The organism is Acinetobacter sp. V104_13 (assembly GCF_031798995.1).
Lineage (GTDB): Bacteria > Pseudomonadota > Gammaproteobacteria > Pseudomonadales > Moraxellaceae > Acinetobacter > Acinetobacter pittii.
The window spans coordinates 447,842-462,855 of the sequence record NZ_JAVQNP010000027.1 but is presented as its reverse complement, the minus strand read 5'-3'; the positions used below and the strand labels follow the sequence as shown (position 1 = coordinate 462,855).

Here is a 15,014-nt window from a genome sequence, read left to right as displayed (position 1 = left end):
TTCATTTAACTAGTGTTTCACAGAAAAAGAATCTTTTTGATGCTACGCAGGTTGCAGACGACTTTTGCTCGAGTAAATGTGGTGCTAGGACTATTTGAGTTTTAATAGTTTCCTCATTGAAAAATTGAATTTTAATGATGGCAAATTAATTATAAAAAAAGACCGCTCGAAAGCAGTCTTTTTTTAATAAATTTAACTCGTACGTCGATTACGCGTGAGTTGATGTAACACCGAAACCAATAAATCAATTTCTTCCGTCGTATTATAAAAAGCCAAAGACGGACGCACGGTCTGTTCTACACCAAAACGACGTAAAATTGGTTGTGCACAATGGTGCCCAGAACGTACGGCAATACCATGTTGATTTAAAGCTTTACCGACTTGTTCAGTTGAATAACCTTGTAAGGTAAAGGACATCACACTGGCTTTGTGATGTGCGGTTCCGATCAGGCGTAAACCTGACACACTACTCAGCGCATTTTGACCATATTCGAGTAGATCATGTTCATAGCGAGCAATGTTATGAATACCTAGACTTTCTACATATTCAAGTGCAGCACCTAAGCCAACAGCATCGGCAATATTTCCAGTTCCAGCTTCAAACTTGTTGGGTGCAGGTTGGTAAACTACTTGTTCGAAGGTCACATCTTGAATCATGTTACCGCCGCCTTCCCAAACAGGCATGCTTTCTAGCAACTCTGGTTTTGCATAGACCACACCAATACCCGTTGGCCCAAACACTTTATGTCCAGAAAATACAAAAAAGTCTGCATCAAGAGCTTGTACATTAGTAGGGATGTGCGAAACAGATTGCGCGCCATCAACTAAAACACGTACACCTTTGGCATGCGCAATTTTAATGACTTCAGCAACAGGTGTGACTGTTCCTAAAGCATTCGAAACTTGAGTAATCGACAGCAGTTTAGTGCGTTCATTAATCAGTTTTGGCAACTCTTCTAAAATAATCTGGCCTGTGTCATCCACAGGAATGACTCTTAATTTTGCTCCAGTTTTTTTAGTGAGTTGATACCAAGGCACAATATTGGCATGGTGTTCTAAGTGAGAAACGATAATTTCATCATCTTCACCAATATTTTGCTCACCCCATGTTTTTGCAATCAGGTTAATGCCTTCGGTTGTTCCTCGAACAAAGATAATTTCTTTAGAAGAGGGTGCACCAATGAATCGGGCAACTACATTTCTTGCATGCTCATAGGCATCGGTTGCACGAGCCGCTAACTCATGGGCAGCACGGTGAATATTTGAGTTTTCATGCTGATAAAAATAAGCAATCCGGTCAATCACACGCTGCGGTTTTTGTGTGGTCGCAGCATTATCCAACCAAACTAGAGGGCGACCATTGACGCGTTCCTGTAAAACTGGGAAATCGCGACGTATGGTATGTACATCGAGTGGTTGAGCACTGCTTGCTACAAAAGTGGGTTGCGATGGTTGATAGTGACTATAACTTTGTCCAGTTTGAGGCAAGTCTAAAAAATAAAATGCAGAGCTTGCCGAACTTTGGGGAGGCGTGTTCGTTGCAAAACGATCTTCTGTCAGCAATGATTTCAGCTGATCACCATGTGGTAACTGAAAAGACTGTGCAACTGAATAATTATCTTCAACACCTTTAACAGACGGTTCTGCTGTATTGGGAGCAGAAAAATCATTTAAAAAATAATAAGGTGATTCACCTGCACCAGTGGGTAAGTTTGGTTCAATGCGTGGCACATTGGGTTCACTATGAGCAGCTTGTGGCAAATATGGTTCAAATGGTGGGCGTGGCAAATTAGCTCCACCAACCACAGGCGCAGACGCTACAATTCGGCGTTCAGGGTAGTCTGGCAAATTTGGAATATGCTCAGGATATTCCGGATTGAGACTTTTCTGAAAGGCGATATTGGGCGCACGACCACTGAGTGCAGAAAATGGTTCACCCGGTTGTGGTGGATGCGGTGGCGCTCCGACTGGTAAGTCCAAGTTAAGGCCCGATGGAGAAGCTGAACTGCTTGAGCTTGGCACTGCTGAAAAAAACTCATTAGCAAGTCGAGCAATGGTGGACTCATCAGGGAAGTTGGCTGGTGGGTTAACACCAGTCACTTTAGGCCCCGTTGAACTACCTTGCAGATTACTTGTAGTTAACTGGGTAGTCATGATATTTGTCCACCTCCACATCATCTAACACTGCTAAAGCATCGTCTGTTAATACTGCAAGTGAGCAATATAACGAGATTAGATATGACGCAATTGCGTTACGGTTAATGCCCATAAAACGTACTGAAAGCCCTGGTGACTGTTCACCAGCAAGACCCGGTTGGAACAAACCAACAATTCCTTGACGCTTTTCACCAACACGAAGCAGCAAGATTTTAGTTTTGCCATCTTCTACAGGAATTTTATTTGATGGAATAAGTGGAATTCCGCGCCATGTAATGAACTGCGAACCGAACAGACTAACCGTTGGAGGCGGTACACCACGGCGTGTACATTCACGTCCAAATGCTGCAATCGCATCAGGGTGTGCTAGGAAAAATCCCGGTTCTTTCCAGACTTTACGTAGCAAATCATCAAGATCATCTGGCGTCGGTGGGCCATTTAAAGTCGAAATACGTTGGTCATCTGTCACACTTGCCAGTAAACCATATTCAGGGTTATTGATAAGCTCACTTTCTTGACGTTCTTTAATGGTTTCAATCGTTAAACGGAGCTGTTCTTTAATTTGGTCGTGTGGGCTGCTGTAAAGGTCAGCAACACGTGTATGTACATCTAAAACAGTAGATACACCGTTTAAAAAGTATTCACGTGGCTCTGGATCATAATCGACAAAAGTTTGTGGCAAAGTTGCTTCATCACGTTGTGTGCAAGCCACTTGAATATCATCGGTATTATTGACACGGTTTAGGCGATAGATACCTGCTTCAACAGGAATCCATTGCAGTAAATGAGTCAGCCATCGGGGAGTAATTGTAGAAAGTTGGGGAGCTGTTTTTGTTGCATTGGCCAGTTGACGGGCTGCGTGGTCCCCCAGCGCAAGTTGGGCTTTGTCAGTATTTTTCGCCATGAATCATTTTTCCTTATTACTTTGGCTTTTTGAAAATAAAAATTCTAGGATGCATATAAACTAGAATTAGTTCTGGTTTTAAAATTAAAATAGCGTTATAAATTTTTTAAATAGAGAGCTTATTAATGAGTTATCTATTTTCTAAATAAAAATATATTTAAACTAGAAATAAGCATTTTATTAATCTGCACGTTCTTTGTTTATTTATCTCCTTATCTATTTATTTCACATCTATAGTTTTTAACCGGCTATATGATTTTTTTGATAAGACTCATTAGGAGACTGTAAAATCTGACTACCTGCAGCAACACTATGTGTAAGCCAGACATTCCCCCCAATAATTGACCCTCGGCCAATGGTAATACGGCCTAAAATAGTGGCGCCTGCATAAATCACGACATCATCTTCAACAATTGGATGGCGTGTATAGTCTTTTTTCAAAGCACCATCATCATTGGTTTCAAAGCGTTTTGCTCCAAGAGTCACTGCTTGATAAATACGAACACGTTCCCCAATAACGCTAGTTTCACCAATCACCACACCCGTACCATGATCGATGAAGAATCCTTTACCGATTTTTGCACCCGGATGAATATCAATACCAGTTGCAGAATGCGCCAACTCGGAAATAATGCGAGACAATAAAGGCACTTGGGCATACAGTTGATGCGCAATTCGATGATGAATAATCGCAAATATGCCCGGATAGCAAAGTAATACCTCATCCACACTATGCGCCGCTGGATCGCCTTCATAAGCAGCACGCACATCGCCGTCTAAAAGACGTCGTATAGAGGGCAAGGTATTAGCAAAATCCTGCACAATATTTTGAGCAAGTTCGTCTGGCTGTTGGACGGTGTTCGAATGACTCAAATGACGTTTTGCTTCATAGTTCAAAGCCAGTTGTACTTGAGCATGTAACGCTGTGAGTACCCGATTTAAAGTATAGGCAATATAAGAATCTTCAGTTTCTTGACGTAAGTCAGCAGGGCCTAAACGCATTGGAAATAAAATTCCGCACAGGTCATCTAAAATGGCTTTTAAAGCTTCTTTAGATGGAAGTTCGCGGCCCCCAAATTCTTTGGTCCTGTGTTGCTGCTGACGCCAGTCATGCCTTGCTTGTTGTAAACCTTGTACAACAGCATTAATATTCCATTGAGTCACAAGCTTTCCTTGATCCACTGAAAATTGATTGAAGTATTAGTCTTGTTGCCAAGGAAGTTGGTGGATGCGCCAGCCATTTTTCTGATTACGCTGTTGCTGATCATTTAGATCGCCTTCGAAGCCTTCAAGAACGTTATAAATATGCTCAAAACCAGCATTAAATGCGGCCTCGGCAGCTTGTGCTGAACGGTTGCCACTACGGCATAACAAAAGAATAGTTTTGTCTTTGCCAACTTTTGATTCGAGTTCTTTTAAAAAGCGTGGATTACGGTTAAACGATGTGCCTGTTGCCCAAGCGACATGAAAACTTTCAGGGACATAACCCACAAATTTACGTTCTTCATTGGTACGCACATCAACTAAAACTGCTTCTCCTTGTTGTACGAGCTGCCATGCATCAACAGGTGATAAACTGCCACTAAAATTAAGTTCATGTTCCTGTGCGTATTGCTGTGCTTTACTAAGAATAGTGTCTTTTGACAAAGATGTATTAGAACTCGAAGAGATAAAACCAGATGGGTTTTCTGTATTTAATTTGGCATTCATTTAAATAATTCCTTATCTTCGATTCAGATTGTTATTGTTCAATTTACGCGTTTTTAAATATAAGCAAAAATAAGTAATATCTATTTATATATATTTTTTTAATAAATAAGAAAGCTAAATATTTTATATAAAACCGTATTAATTAATCTTATAAAGTTCTTCTAATAATATGTTTAATGGATTTTAATATTTGGTAAAAACCATATGGATTAAAATAATCCATATGGTTTTTAATATTAAGCAAATCCACCATTTACTCGAATGACTTGTGAATTTACCCAACGTCCATCTGGGCCAGCTAGCATGGCAACTACACTGGCAATTTCTTCAGGTGTTCCGATTCTTTCCAAGGGAGCGAGTTTTGCAATTGCTGCCACTTGCTCATCACTTTTTCCATTATAAAAAAGGTCTGTTCCTGTCGGGCCAGGCGCAACAGCATTTACAGTAATATTTCGGCCGCGTAACTCATTTGCTAATACATGTACTAAGCCTTCTACACCGGCTTTCGAGGCAATATAGGGACCATATAAAGGAAAAGATTTGGCAATTACACTCGTTGAAAGCGTAATAATTCGGCCACCATCTGGAACTGTTTCGGCCGCATGCGCCAAAATTAAAAACGCGCCACGTAAATTGGTATGAATTACTTTATCGAAATCTGGCAGACCTTCAGGTGTAATTTTTGCCATAGGCATAATACCGGCACTATGAATCACAACGTCTAATTGACCGTTAATGGCTTTTGCTTCTTGAAACAAACGACTCACCTCATGTTCATTTGCAACGTCTGCTTGAATAGCAGAGGCTTGACCACCTTGCTCAATAATATGATCTACAGTTGCTTGGGCATGCACTTTATTGCCAGCATAGTTAACAATCACATAAAAGCCATCTTGAGCTAAACGTTCTGCAATAGCACGGCCAATACCACGTGATGCACCAGTAACCAGAGCTGTTTTTCTTGAAATATTCATTTTTAGATTGCCTGTTTGAGTAGGTATGGCTTATTTTAATAATATAGAAATATGGGATAAATCTTCATAATTGGATAAGATAATTCCATATAAATTAATAATAGATAGGGTTAAAAGAGAGCACCATGGACAAATTTGATACCTTGCAACTTTTTACCCGCATTGTAGAGCTGGGTAGTTTTAGTCAGGCAGCCGATCAGCTAAATATCCCACGTGCTACTGCAAGTAATGCCATTAAGGAGTTAGAGAGTAATTTACAGTGCCGTTTGCTAGAACGGACGACTCGGCATGTAAGACCATCACTAGATGGACAAGCATTTTATGAACGCTGCACACAAATATTATCGGAACTTGATGATGCAGAATCGTCTTTACGTAATGTAATTGCTCAGCCCCGTGGTTTATTACGAGTCGATTTATCAGGCGCACATGCGACTAAAATTGTTTTACCCAGTATCGACCAATTTCACGAGTTATATCCCGATATTGAACTGGTAATCAGTACGGGTGATCGCTTGGTTGATCTGATTAGGGAAGGGATAGACTGCGTGGTGCGAGCGGGGCGTTTGGATGATTCCACTTTAATTGCTAGACATTTGGTCGATATGCCACAAGTGATTTGTGCAAGTCCTGACTATTTAAATAAACATGGAATACCACAGCAACCAGAGGATTTGTTATCACATTATTGTGTTAATTTCTTCTCGACATCAGGCGGACGGAATTATCCATTTGAATTAATGGTGAATGGCAAAAAACAAGATTATTTTTTGAAAAGCTGGATCGCGGTAAATGATGCTGAAAACTATGTATTATCTGCTTTACGTGGGGCAGGTTTAATTCAGGTCCCGCGCTACCATGTGGCAAATGAATTAAAAAATGGGCGACTGGTTGACGTTTTATCTGAGTGGGAAATCCCGAAGATGTCAGTTTCTGCTTTATATCCGCAGCATCGGCAGCTCTCGCCACGCGTACGAGTTTTTGTTGCTTGGCTGAGTGAGTTATATACGGGTTATTTTGCTAACTTTGAATACCCGCAAAAATGAAATATCTTGCGGGTAAGTCAAAAAACTGAATGATATTTTTAAGACTGATTCTGTAATTTATCTTGAGTATTGGTCTCAAAATCGCTCGCATCATGACGTTCATGCAACTGTGTGGCTAAATCACCAAAGGTACGGTTGACCATACGGCCACGTTGTACCGCAGGGCGCGCTAAAATCGCATCTGCCCAGCGCTGAACATTTTTATATTGGTCGACACCTAAAAACTCCGCGCCGTTATACACCCAGTTTTTAAAAAGACCACCATACCAAGGGAATGCTGCAATATCAGCGATACTATATTCAGAACCTGCCAAATATTCATTTTTTGCTAGATGCTTATCTAACACATCAAGTAAACGTTTTGTTTCCAAGGCAAAGCGGTTAACCGCATATTCAATTTTAACGGGTGCATAAGCATAAAAATGCCCAAAACCGCCACCTAGGTAAGGCGCGCTGCCCATTTGCCAGAATAACCAATTGAGACATTCAGTACGTGCAGCAATATCAGTTGGAATGAAAGCTTTAAATTTTTCAGCCAAGTAAAGCAAAATTGAGCCAGATTCAAACACTCTTAATGGCGGGTTTTGGCTATGGTCAACCAATGCTGGAATTTTAGAGTTTGGATTAACTTCTACAAAGCCACTGCCAAATTGCTGTCCTTCTCCGATTTTAATCAACCAAGCATCATATTCAGCATCTTGGTGTCCTAATGCTAAAAGCTCTTCTAGCAAAATAGTGACTTTTTGACCATTAGGCGTTGCTAAAGAGTAGAGCTGAAGCGGATGTTTCCCTACAGGAAGTGTATGTTCGTAGCGAGGGCCTGAGGTAGGTTGGTTTAAATCGGTTTTTTCTCCAGTCCATTGCCAAACTTGTGGAGGAATATAGTTTGAATCGCTCATTTTTTATCTCGTGTTTGGTGTAAATATAAGGATTTATTTATGTCGCAAGGCAAGCCATTTTTGTACGGTCGGACGTTGCCATTGCTGTAATGCATAGTTTTTTAAGCGTTCTGGTACAGCATCACCATTTTGAATAAGGCGTTGCAACATCAGGGCAAGTTCAGCATCCACAATGCTCCATGAACCAAAAAGAAATTCGGCATCAGACGCAAGAAGTTTTTCTGCAACAAAGAAAAGTTTCTCCGCAGCTTTTTTGCCTTCTTCTGAAAGTGGAGTGGAGGTGGGCTGAATAAAAATAACATCGGTTGGACGCTCAGTTCTTAGTGCAACTAAGTCTGATCGGAACCATGCCTGAATTTGTCTTGCTCTTGCGCGTGCTTGAATATCTTTCGGATAAATAGCTGTGTTTGGATAAAGCTCTTCAAGATATTCCAAAATGGCGGAGGATTCTGATAAGGCAAAATCGTTATGCTCGAGTACAGGCACTTTGGCAGTTAATGACTTTGCTACATAAGATTTTTCAAACTGGCCTTGTTGGCCTAAGTTAATGGTCGCAATTTCAAATGGAATTTGTTTTTCATGTAGCCCTACAAAAACTGTAAACGCATAGGGGCTTAGAAATTGTGAATCTGTGTACAGCTTAAAATGTTCATTATTCATTGTTATTGTCCATGTCATAAAACAATCGGATATAGTCTAAGTGAGCTGATCCAAGATTGGGTAGCTTTTTTGTGGAAAAGCTTTATCGGTTTTTGAATTAAGCCATTTCAGTGTTCAACGTTAGGGCTTAATGTGCTGAAAATGTTGACGAACAATACTAAGCCACGCCTGTACCGCTGGTGAGACAGGAAGATTCTTTTTCCAAGCCATCACTAAGTGCCATTGAATATTTGGTTTCTCAAGTGGCACTGCTGCAAATAAAGTCGGGTCAAGCATGTCGGTATAATATTGAGGAAGAAGTGCGATCCCCATACGTTGTAACACCATGTCTGCTAAGAGGTGCCATTGGCTGGTCCGGCACGCAATGGTTGGGTAGAAACCATGCTGCTTACATGCATCGAGAATAATACTGTTTAAAGAGAAATTTTCAGGAAACATTAAAAATGATTGGTGTTGTAGCTCTTCTAGATTTATTTTTTTGCGTGTTGCCCAAGTCGCATCCCGACGTAAAAGAACCATTAAAGGGTAGTTACATAGCTCAATGCTATTGAAAATTTGCGTATCAAAGGGCTGCAATAAAACGCCAACGTCTAACTCGTTATTGAGTAAGGCTTGTTCAATACCACGTGAACCCACTTCCATAAAAGCCAATTCAATATCTGGTAATTGTTGATGATAATCAAATAGGGCAGTCGTTAAGAGCTGCGAGCCTAAAGGCGGAACGCCAAGTTTTAAAGTCCCAGTTTTTAATTGTTGGTAGTTTTCAATTTCAAGAAAGATGTTCTGTTCTGCCTGAAGAAGCTCGACCGCATGTTGATAAATGCGCTCTCCAATTTCAGTTAACTCGATTTGTCTTTTACGGCCATGATCGGGTTTAACCAAAAGCTGTACCTGAAGTTGCTCTTCAAGCTGCTGTAATATTTTACTAATAGTGGGTTGAGTCAGATACAACTCTTCAGCAGTACGTGTAAAGCTTTTAGTTTTTACCAGCGTAACGAAGCACTGTAGTGATTTTAGAGAAAGCATAATAAAGAATAAATTATTCCATTTTAGAATAATATTAACATAAATAATTCATATTTAGCAGGTCTAACCAAGCTAGCATAATAGTGTAGTTAACCATCTAATTTCGCAAAATGAGTACTGAATCTGCTTCTGGAACACCCAAACAACCTTCACTTTTAGTTTTAGTTAAACAAATTTTGATTTTGGCTGGATTTTGGTGGATCGGGTATCTTTTACATCAAAAGCTCGGTGTACCTGTCTCGGCAGGTATTTTAGGTATGTTTTTATTACTTTTATGCCTGTTCTTTAAAATTATCAAAATGGATCAGGTGGCAATGGGAGCAACTGTGGTTTTAGGTGAGCTATTACTGTTTTTTGTGCCTGTAGTCGTTGCCGTAGTTCAGTATAAAACCTTGTTTATGACTGAAGGGTGGCAAATTGTCTTGAGCATTGCGGTTGGGACCATTTCAGTCATGCTCAGTACCTGCCTCACGATTCACTATTACAATCGTTTGAAAGCTTATTTACAGGCCCGCAAACGCCTTCAACATAAGCATATCTAAGAGAAAATGACATGAATATCTGGTCAATTCTTTGCCTGATCTGGACTTTGGTAGCCTATGTTGTAGCAAAGAGAATCTATCAGAAAAATCCAAAACTTTGGTTATCACCAGCGATTAGCGTGCCGGTACTCACCATTATTTTGATGACGATTTTTGGAATTTCATATCAAACTTATGCTGAAGATACGCAGTGGATTGTTAATTTATTAGGACCAGCAACGGTTGCTTTCGCTGTACCGATTTATCGTTATCGGGAAACGATTCGTAAAAACCTTGGGGTCCTTTCGATTGCGATTATTGTAGGCATGAGTGTAGGTGTGATGTCAGCCTATGAGATGGCACAGTGGTTCCACTTTAGCCCTGAAGTCACCAATAGTTTGATGGCACGCTCTATCTCAACACCATTTGCCATGATTTTAGCGGAAGATATTCACGGTTCGGCAGCATTGGTTTCACTATTTACCGTTATTACGGGTTTGGTCGGTATGATTTGCGGCGATGCGATTTTAGCGATTACTAAAATCCGTTCTAATGTGGCAAATGGGGCAGCCTTCGGCAATGCAGCGCATGGTTTTGGTACAGTTAGAGCACAGCAGCGCAATAGTGAAGAAGGTGTGATTGCCAGTTTAACCATGGTCATTGCAGGTATTTTAATGGTGCTGATTGGGCCATTTGCCATTCATCTATGGTTGCTACTGTAAACTTGGTTTAAGTTGGCTTGTCATGTTGTTGAATAATCTTTGATAGTTTTTTGATGGCTTGTTTCATTAGTTCGGGTTCAAAATCGCCTAAGCCGACAATTAAACCCGAACGTTGCCGCTCTTTTGAAAATGTCGGTGAAATTGCTTTGATGGCAATGCCTGCATCGAGTGCCGAGCTTGCAACATCAATATCATTAATATGTTGAGCAAGCCATAACACCATATGCATGCCTTGATCGCCCGGCTGTAACCAAGCCAGTTCTTGAGGTATGTATTTTTCAATCAAACTAATAATGTATTCTCGAACTTCTGCATAGACATTTCGAGTACGCCGAATATGTCGTTCCAAATAACCCTCTTGAATAAAAGCAGCCAAAACGTGTTGGTCGGCAGCAGGTGGGTGTCTATCAATTAATACCCTTAGCCCACAAAAAGGTGCCACCAATTCTTTAGGCAATACTGCATAGCCAAGTCTGAGTGACGGAAATAAGACCTTACTGAAAGTCCCAAGATAAATGACTTGGTCGGGTGCCATGCCTTGTAAAGATGGGAAGGGCTGACCGTTATAACGGAGTTCGCTGTCATAGTCATCTTCAATGATCCATGCATTTTGCTGTTTTGCCCAAGCCAATAAAGCAGTGCGTCTTGCTAGACTCATCGGCATGCCAAGTGGATATTGGTGAGACGGTGTTACAAACGCAGCACGTGCATGTTTAGAAAGTTTAATTCCGGTTTCAACTTGAATACCTTCTTCATCGACAGGAACACGCACCATTCGAATATTTTGTACAGCATGCTCAAAAATAGCCGTTGTACCCCGATAAGCTGGATCTTCAACCCAAACTTCATCTTTCGCCTCAAATAAAATTTGGCTGCAAATATAAAGTGACTGTTGAATACCAGGTGTAATCACAATTTGGTCAGGTTCGCAGTGGACAGAACGTGACCGTCGTACATAGTCTGCTATAGCAACTCTCAGCGATAATACACCTTGCGGTTCGCCATAACCCGAAGGGGCACCTGCACCTCGTGATCTATATTTATTACCAAACTTACGCCAGATGTCGCTCGGTTGAGTACGACTGACGGGGACAGATACCGCAAAAGGAACATGAGGAAGTGGCTTAAATTCATCAAGCACTTTGGCATAAGAACGTGCCGATTTGGTCAAAGATATCGAGTTAGATTTATTTTCTTTTGATGAATGTTGTATTACAGATGTTTTAACCAAAGCATGAGACACATAAGTACCAGTTCGTGGTTGAGAGTCAAACACACCTTCAGCTAAAAGCTGATCGTAAGCTTCAATAATGGTTCCGCGAGCGACCCCAAGTGTTTGAGCCAGTTCACGTGAAGAAGGCAACGGATCGCCGGGCTGTAAATCACCACTTTGTACAGCTTCTCGCAAAGCTTGGGTCAGTTGAGCACTTATCTTTCCTTGGCTTTTATCAATCTTTGCAATCGACGGAAGTTCAACAACTTTTGCCATTCTTGCCATAATTCTGGTCTACTTAAAAAAATACAAAGTGGTTCTTTTTAATAAACCACAGAAACCAGAAAATTTACAACACAAAATATAAATAACCCTGATCTTTACAGTGAGGTTTTGAGCCATGTATATCCCCGATGATTTTGCAGAAAACCGTTTGGATATATTGCATTCTCTTATTACTGAACATCCGTTTGGTGTGCTTTTTACTCATGGAAGTAATGGCTTAGATGCAAATCATCTTCCATTTGAATTACAGGCAAGCGAAGGGGAATTGGGTGTACTACGTGCGCATGTTTCTAGAGTTAATCCTGTCTGGCAGGACATTAAAAATGGAGATGATGTACTCGTCGTGTTTCAAGCAGGCGATGCTTATATTTCACCAAACTGGTACCCATCCAAACATGAACAGCATAGACAAGTACCGACATGGAACTATAGGGTTGTGCATGCCTATGGCAAAGTGACGATTCGCGATGATGAACGTTACGTCCGTGGTGTTGTGGCTCGTTTAACCCGTACTCATGAAGCATCTCAACCTGAACCATGGAAAATGTCAGATGCACCAAAGGATTATCTTGAACCGATGTTAAAAGCCATTGTAGGTATTGAGATTGAAATTACCAAGTTGCGAGGAAAATCAAAACTTGGGCAAAACAAAGAACGCCGAGACATTTTAGGCGCGGCAGATGGCCTATCGAAATCTGGTCATCAAACTATAGCGAATGCCATGTACAGTGTGGCTGAGTTAAATAAATAATTTTGAAAATATAAAAGCTTAAGATCAATTGAGGAGATAAAGATGTCTTTGACTACACCTGTTGAGTTGCTAGGTAAACACGTTATTTTAAAGCCGTTAGATGTAACTCAAGCTGAAGCGCTCAAAGAGGCCGTTTGTGATGGGGAGCTTTATAATCTTTGGTATACCCGTGTGCCAAGACCTGAACAAATGGTTGCTGAAATTGAAAGACGTCTCGGTTTACAAAGTTCTGGGTCTATGTTGCCTTTTTATATTGAAGACCGAAAAACGGGGCGAGCGCTTGGCATGACGACCCTCATGCATATTGAAGAAGCACATCGCCGTGTAGAAATTGGTTCAACGTGGTACCGCAAATCTGCACAACGTACGCCTGTAAATACGGAATGTAAAAAGCTATTGTTGGCTCACGCATTTGAGACTTTAAACTGTATTGCGGTTGAGTTACGCACATCTTCTTTAAATGTTCAAAGTCAAGCCGCGATTGTACGGTTGGGTGCAAAGCTCGATGGCGTGCTGAGAAGTCATCAAATTGTAAAAGATGATATTTTACGGGACACTCACGTTTATAGCATTTTAAAATATGAGTGGCCTGCGGTTCGCCAAAATCTGGAATGGATGTTGAATAAACCGCGCTAAAAGGAATTTTAAGCAAGCTGTTTTTCTCTTTTTTGGCTTAGCCAGAAGAGAGAAGCTGCGGCAATCACCAGCCATGGTATTAAAGCCATATTCATTGCTTTCCAGCCAAATAAATCCAGTAAAGCACCTGCACTAAAAGAACAAATTAAGCCGACAACAAAAACAGTCATGTCGTTAATGGCTTGAGCCTTGGCTTTTTCAGCCGCTGTATACGTTCCTGTAAGTAAAGAAGTGCTGCCAATAAATAAAAAGTTCCATCCCACACCTAATAAAATGAGTGAGATTGCAAACGATGCGAACTGAATACCTGAGAGGGAAAAACCAATATAACTAGCAAATAATATAAGACCTACAAACATGATTTTAAGCACACCAAATCGAGCGATTAAATGTCCAGTAAAGAATGAAGGTAGGAACATACCAAGCACATGAAGCTGAATGACAGTTGTAATCGTGCCTAGTTCATGGTGTGAATGTCGCATGGCAATGGGTGTTGCGGTCATACCTAAAATCATAATGCCGTAGCCTGTGACTGCACCAAACAGAGCAACTAGATAGGTAGGCTGAAAGACAATCTGTTGCCATGGGCGACCAGCAGTAAAGTCAGACTTTTGCTCAACTGTATTGGCAATATGTAGGCTAGATAAAATGCCCATTGCCACAAGTGAAATGATACTAATAATTAAAAATGAACCGATATATTCTAAATGTTGAAATAATGGGCCACCAAAGCGCGCCAAAGTCGGACCAATCAGTGCGGCAACAATTCCACCTGCCATAACCCAAGAAATGGCACGTGAACGGAACGTATCATCTGCTACTTCACTGGCAGCAAAACGATAAAACTGAGCAAAGGATTGGTAGGCTCCGACACATAACGTGCCTAAGGCTAAGAAAGTAAGTGAACTATAAAAGATACCAATGGCAGCAATAATACCGCCAATTACACCTAAAAAAGCGCCGAAAAGAAAACCCTTACGCCGTCCTATATGTGCCATCAACATTGATGCAGGGAACATCATTAAGGCTGTACCCAAAAACATAGATGCGATGGGTAAAGTTGCAAGTATCGGTGTATTAGAAATATTTGCCCCAGCCAAACCACCAATCGTCATGACCATGATCGATACGGTTTGGTAAAGTGACTGAGAACTCGCCAAAATAAGAACTTGGCGATGCATCGTATTTTGAAGTATGAGAGCCTTTAATTATATGTGTTAATCGATGAGTCTGGGTGCTGAGTTTTTACATAGGAAGAAAGTATCAACAGCTCAGCTTGAAAATGTTGAGGCGTTCTTGGCGGTAGATATAACAATATTTCTTTGGCATAAACTATTTTTTATCAAGTAATTGCAGCTGAATAATCAGACTTAATATTCTATCATCTGATAGTTTGATACAAAATAATTGAAGCCCCAATTTTTCTAAATAAGTCTATTTATTTAAGACATTTAATATGTCTATTCTCTCAAATTCTTTTTCAGCCACCCTAAAAATAAATCATTAACCT

The 15,014-nt window shown here is 40.7% G+C and carries 15 protein-coding genes; 5 read left to right on the top strand and 10 right to left on the bottom strand.

Annotated features, from left to right (window positions below; genetic code table 11):
• Positions 1-192: 192 nt before the first annotated feature.
• The 5 genes from RMB06_RS14980 to RMB06_RS14960 form a co-directional block, all read right to left on the bottom strand.
• On the bottom strand, positions 193-2,154 hold the full coding sequence (locus tag RMB06_RS14980) for a family 2A encapsulin nanocompartment cargo protein cysteine desulfurase (protein WP_311080154.1): 1,962 nt from the start codon (positions 2,152-2,154) through the stop codon (positions 193-195).
• Positions 2,129-3,061, bottom strand: coding sequence for a family 2A encapsulin nanocompartment shell protein (locus RMB06_RS14975; protein ID WP_001107594.1), 933 nt, complete (start codon positions 3,059-3,061; stop codon positions 2,129-2,131). The genes RMB06_RS14980 and RMB06_RS14975 overlap by 26 nt, the downstream gene beginning before the upstream one ends.
• A 240-nt stretch (positions 3,062-3,301) precedes the next feature.
• Entirely contained in the window at positions 3,302-4,243 is a 942-nt protein-coding gene (gene epsC / locus RMB06_RS14970; protein WP_311080153.1) for a serine O-acetyltransferase EpsC, read from the bottom strand.
• Positions 4,244-4,261: 18 nt separating this feature from the next.
• On the bottom strand, positions 4,262-4,771 hold the full coding sequence (locus tag RMB06_RS14965) for a rhodanese-like domain-containing protein (protein WP_311080152.1): 510 nt from the start codon (positions 4,769-4,771) through the stop codon (positions 4,262-4,264).
• Between the two features lie 236 nt (positions 4,772-5,007).
• Complete coding sequence (locus tag RMB06_RS14960) at positions 5,008-5,745, bottom strand: SDR family oxidoreductase (protein ID WP_311080151.1); 738 nt, start codon at positions 5,743-5,745, stop codon at positions 5,008-5,010.
• Positions 5,746-5,870: 125 nt separating this feature from the next.
• Here RMB06_RS14960 and RMB06_RS14955 point away from each other — a divergent pair, with 125 nt between their 5' ends.
• Positions 5,871-6,791, top strand: a complete 921-nt coding sequence (locus RMB06_RS14955; protein ID WP_311080150.1) for a LysR family transcriptional regulator — start codon at positions 5,871-5,873, stop codon at positions 6,789-6,791.
• A 38-nt stretch (positions 6,792-6,829) separates the two neighbouring features.
• On the opposite strand, the gene yghU is transcribed toward RMB06_RS14955, so the two are convergent.
• From yghU to RMB06_RS14940, 3 genes are all read right to left on the bottom strand, one after another.
• A complete protein-coding gene (gene yghU, locus RMB06_RS14950; protein ID WP_311080149.1) occupies positions 6,830-7,690 on the bottom strand; it encodes a glutathione-dependent disulfide-bond oxidoreductase in 861 nt (286 codons plus the stop codon).
• A gap of 33 nt (positions 7,691-7,723) precedes the next feature.
• The gene (gene yfcF / locus RMB06_RS14945; protein ID WP_311080148.1) at positions 7,724-8,350 is read right to left on the bottom strand and encodes a glutathione transferase; all 627 of its coding nucleotides are present in this window, start codon (positions 8,348-8,350) and stop codon (positions 7,724-7,726) included.
• Positions 8,351-8,470: 120 nt separating this feature from the next.
• On the bottom strand, positions 8,471-9,376 hold the full coding sequence (locus RMB06_RS14940; RefSeq protein ID WP_311080146.1) for a LysR substrate-binding domain-containing protein: 906 nt from the start codon (positions 9,374-9,376) through the stop codon (positions 8,471-8,473).
• A gap of 110 nt (positions 9,377-9,486) precedes the next feature.
• Between RMB06_RS14940 and RMB06_RS14935 the strand changes: the two genes are divergently transcribed.
• Together RMB06_RS14935 and RMB06_RS14930 are read left to right on the top strand one after the other, a co-directional pair.
• Positions 9,487-9,918 (top strand): CidA/LrgA family protein, encoded by a 432-nt coding sequence (locus RMB06_RS14935; RefSeq protein WP_002114274.1) that lies wholly within the window; start codon positions 9,487-9,489, stop codon positions 9,916-9,918.
• 11 nt (positions 9,919-9,929) lie between these two features.
• Complete coding sequence (locus RMB06_RS14930; protein WP_004792992.1) at positions 9,930-10,619, top strand: LrgB family protein; 690 nt, start codon at positions 9,930-9,932, stop codon at positions 10,617-10,619.
• Positions 10,620-10,626: 7 nt separating this feature from the next.
• On the opposite strand, the gene RMB06_RS14925 is transcribed toward RMB06_RS14930, so the two are convergent.
• Positions 10,627-12,117: a PLP-dependent aminotransferase family protein gene (locus RMB06_RS14925; RefSeq protein WP_311080145.1), complete on the bottom strand. Its 1,491-nt coding sequence runs from the start codon at positions 12,115-12,117 to the stop codon at positions 10,627-10,629.
• A 115-nt stretch (positions 12,118-12,232) separates the two neighbouring features.
• Between RMB06_RS14925 and RMB06_RS14920 the strand changes: the two genes are divergently transcribed.
• Positions 12,233-12,868, top strand: a complete 636-nt coding sequence (locus RMB06_RS14920) for an FMN-binding negative transcriptional regulator (RefSeq protein ID WP_311080144.1) — start codon at positions 12,233-12,235, stop codon at positions 12,866-12,868.
• Positions 12,869-12,910: 42 nt separating this feature from the next.
• A complete protein-coding gene (locus tag RMB06_RS14915; RefSeq protein ID WP_311080143.1) occupies positions 12,911-13,504 on the top strand; it encodes a GNAT family protein in 594 nt (197 codons plus the stop codon).
• A gap of 8 nt (positions 13,505-13,512) precedes the next feature.
• Here RMB06_RS14915 and RMB06_RS14910 read toward each other — a convergent pair whose 3' ends face one another.
• Positions 13,513-14,700, bottom strand: coding sequence for an MFS transporter (locus RMB06_RS14910; protein ID WP_311080730.1), 1,188 nt, complete (start codon positions 14,698-14,700; stop codon positions 13,513-13,515).
• Positions 14,701-15,014: the final 314 nt, after the last annotated feature.

What these genes read in the sequence shown, in the direction of transcription:
- RMB06_RS14980 (WP_311080154.1), bottom strand. Translation starts at nt 2,154, where the DNA reads ATGACTACCCAGTTAACTACAAGTAATCTGCAAGGTAGTTCAACGGGG.
- RMB06_RS14975 (WP_001107594.1), bottom strand. Translation starts at nt 3,061, where the DNA reads ATGGCGAAAAATACTGACAAAGCCCAACTTGCGCTGGGGGACCACGCA.
- RMB06_RS14965 (WP_311080152.1), bottom strand. Translation starts at nt 4,771, where the DNA reads ATGAATGCCAAATTAAATACAGAAAACCCATCTGGTTTTATCTCTTCG.
- RMB06_RS14960 (WP_311080151.1), bottom strand. Translation starts at nt 5,745, where the DNA reads ATGAATATTTCAAGAAAAACAGCTCTGGTTACTGGTGCATCACGTGGT.
- RMB06_RS14955 (WP_311080150.1), top strand. Translation starts at nt 5,871, where the DNA reads ATGGACAAATTTGATACCTTGCAACTTTTTACCCGCATTGTAGAGCTG.
- yghU (WP_311080149.1), bottom strand. Translation starts at nt 7,690, where the DNA reads ATGAGCGATTCAAACTATATTCCTCCACAAGTTTGGCAATGGACTGGA.
- yfcF (WP_311080148.1), bottom strand. Translation starts at nt 8,350, where the DNA reads ATGAATAATGAACATTTTAAGCTGTACACAGATTCACAATTTCTAAGC.
- RMB06_RS14940 (WP_311080146.1), bottom strand. Translation starts at nt 9,376, where the DNA reads ATGCTTTCTCTAAAATCACTACAGTGCTTCGTTACGCTGGTAAAAACT.
- RMB06_RS14935 (WP_002114274.1), top strand. Translation starts at nt 9,487, where the DNA reads ATGAGTACTGAATCTGCTTCTGGAACACCCAAACAACCTTCACTTTTA.
- RMB06_RS14930 (WP_004792992.1), top strand. Translation starts at nt 9,930, where the DNA reads ATGAATATCTGGTCAATTCTTTGCCTGATCTGGACTTTGGTAGCCTAT.
- RMB06_RS14925 (WP_311080145.1), bottom strand. Translation starts at nt 12,117, where the DNA reads ATGGCAAGAATGGCAAAAGTTGTTGAACTTCCGTCGATTGCAAAGATT.
- RMB06_RS14920 (WP_311080144.1), top strand. Translation starts at nt 12,233, where the DNA reads ATGTATATCCCCGATGATTTTGCAGAAAACCGTTTGGATATATTGCAT.
- RMB06_RS14915 (WP_311080143.1), top strand. Translation starts at nt 12,911, where the DNA reads ATGTCTTTGACTACACCTGTTGAGTTGCTAGGTAAACACGTTATTTTA.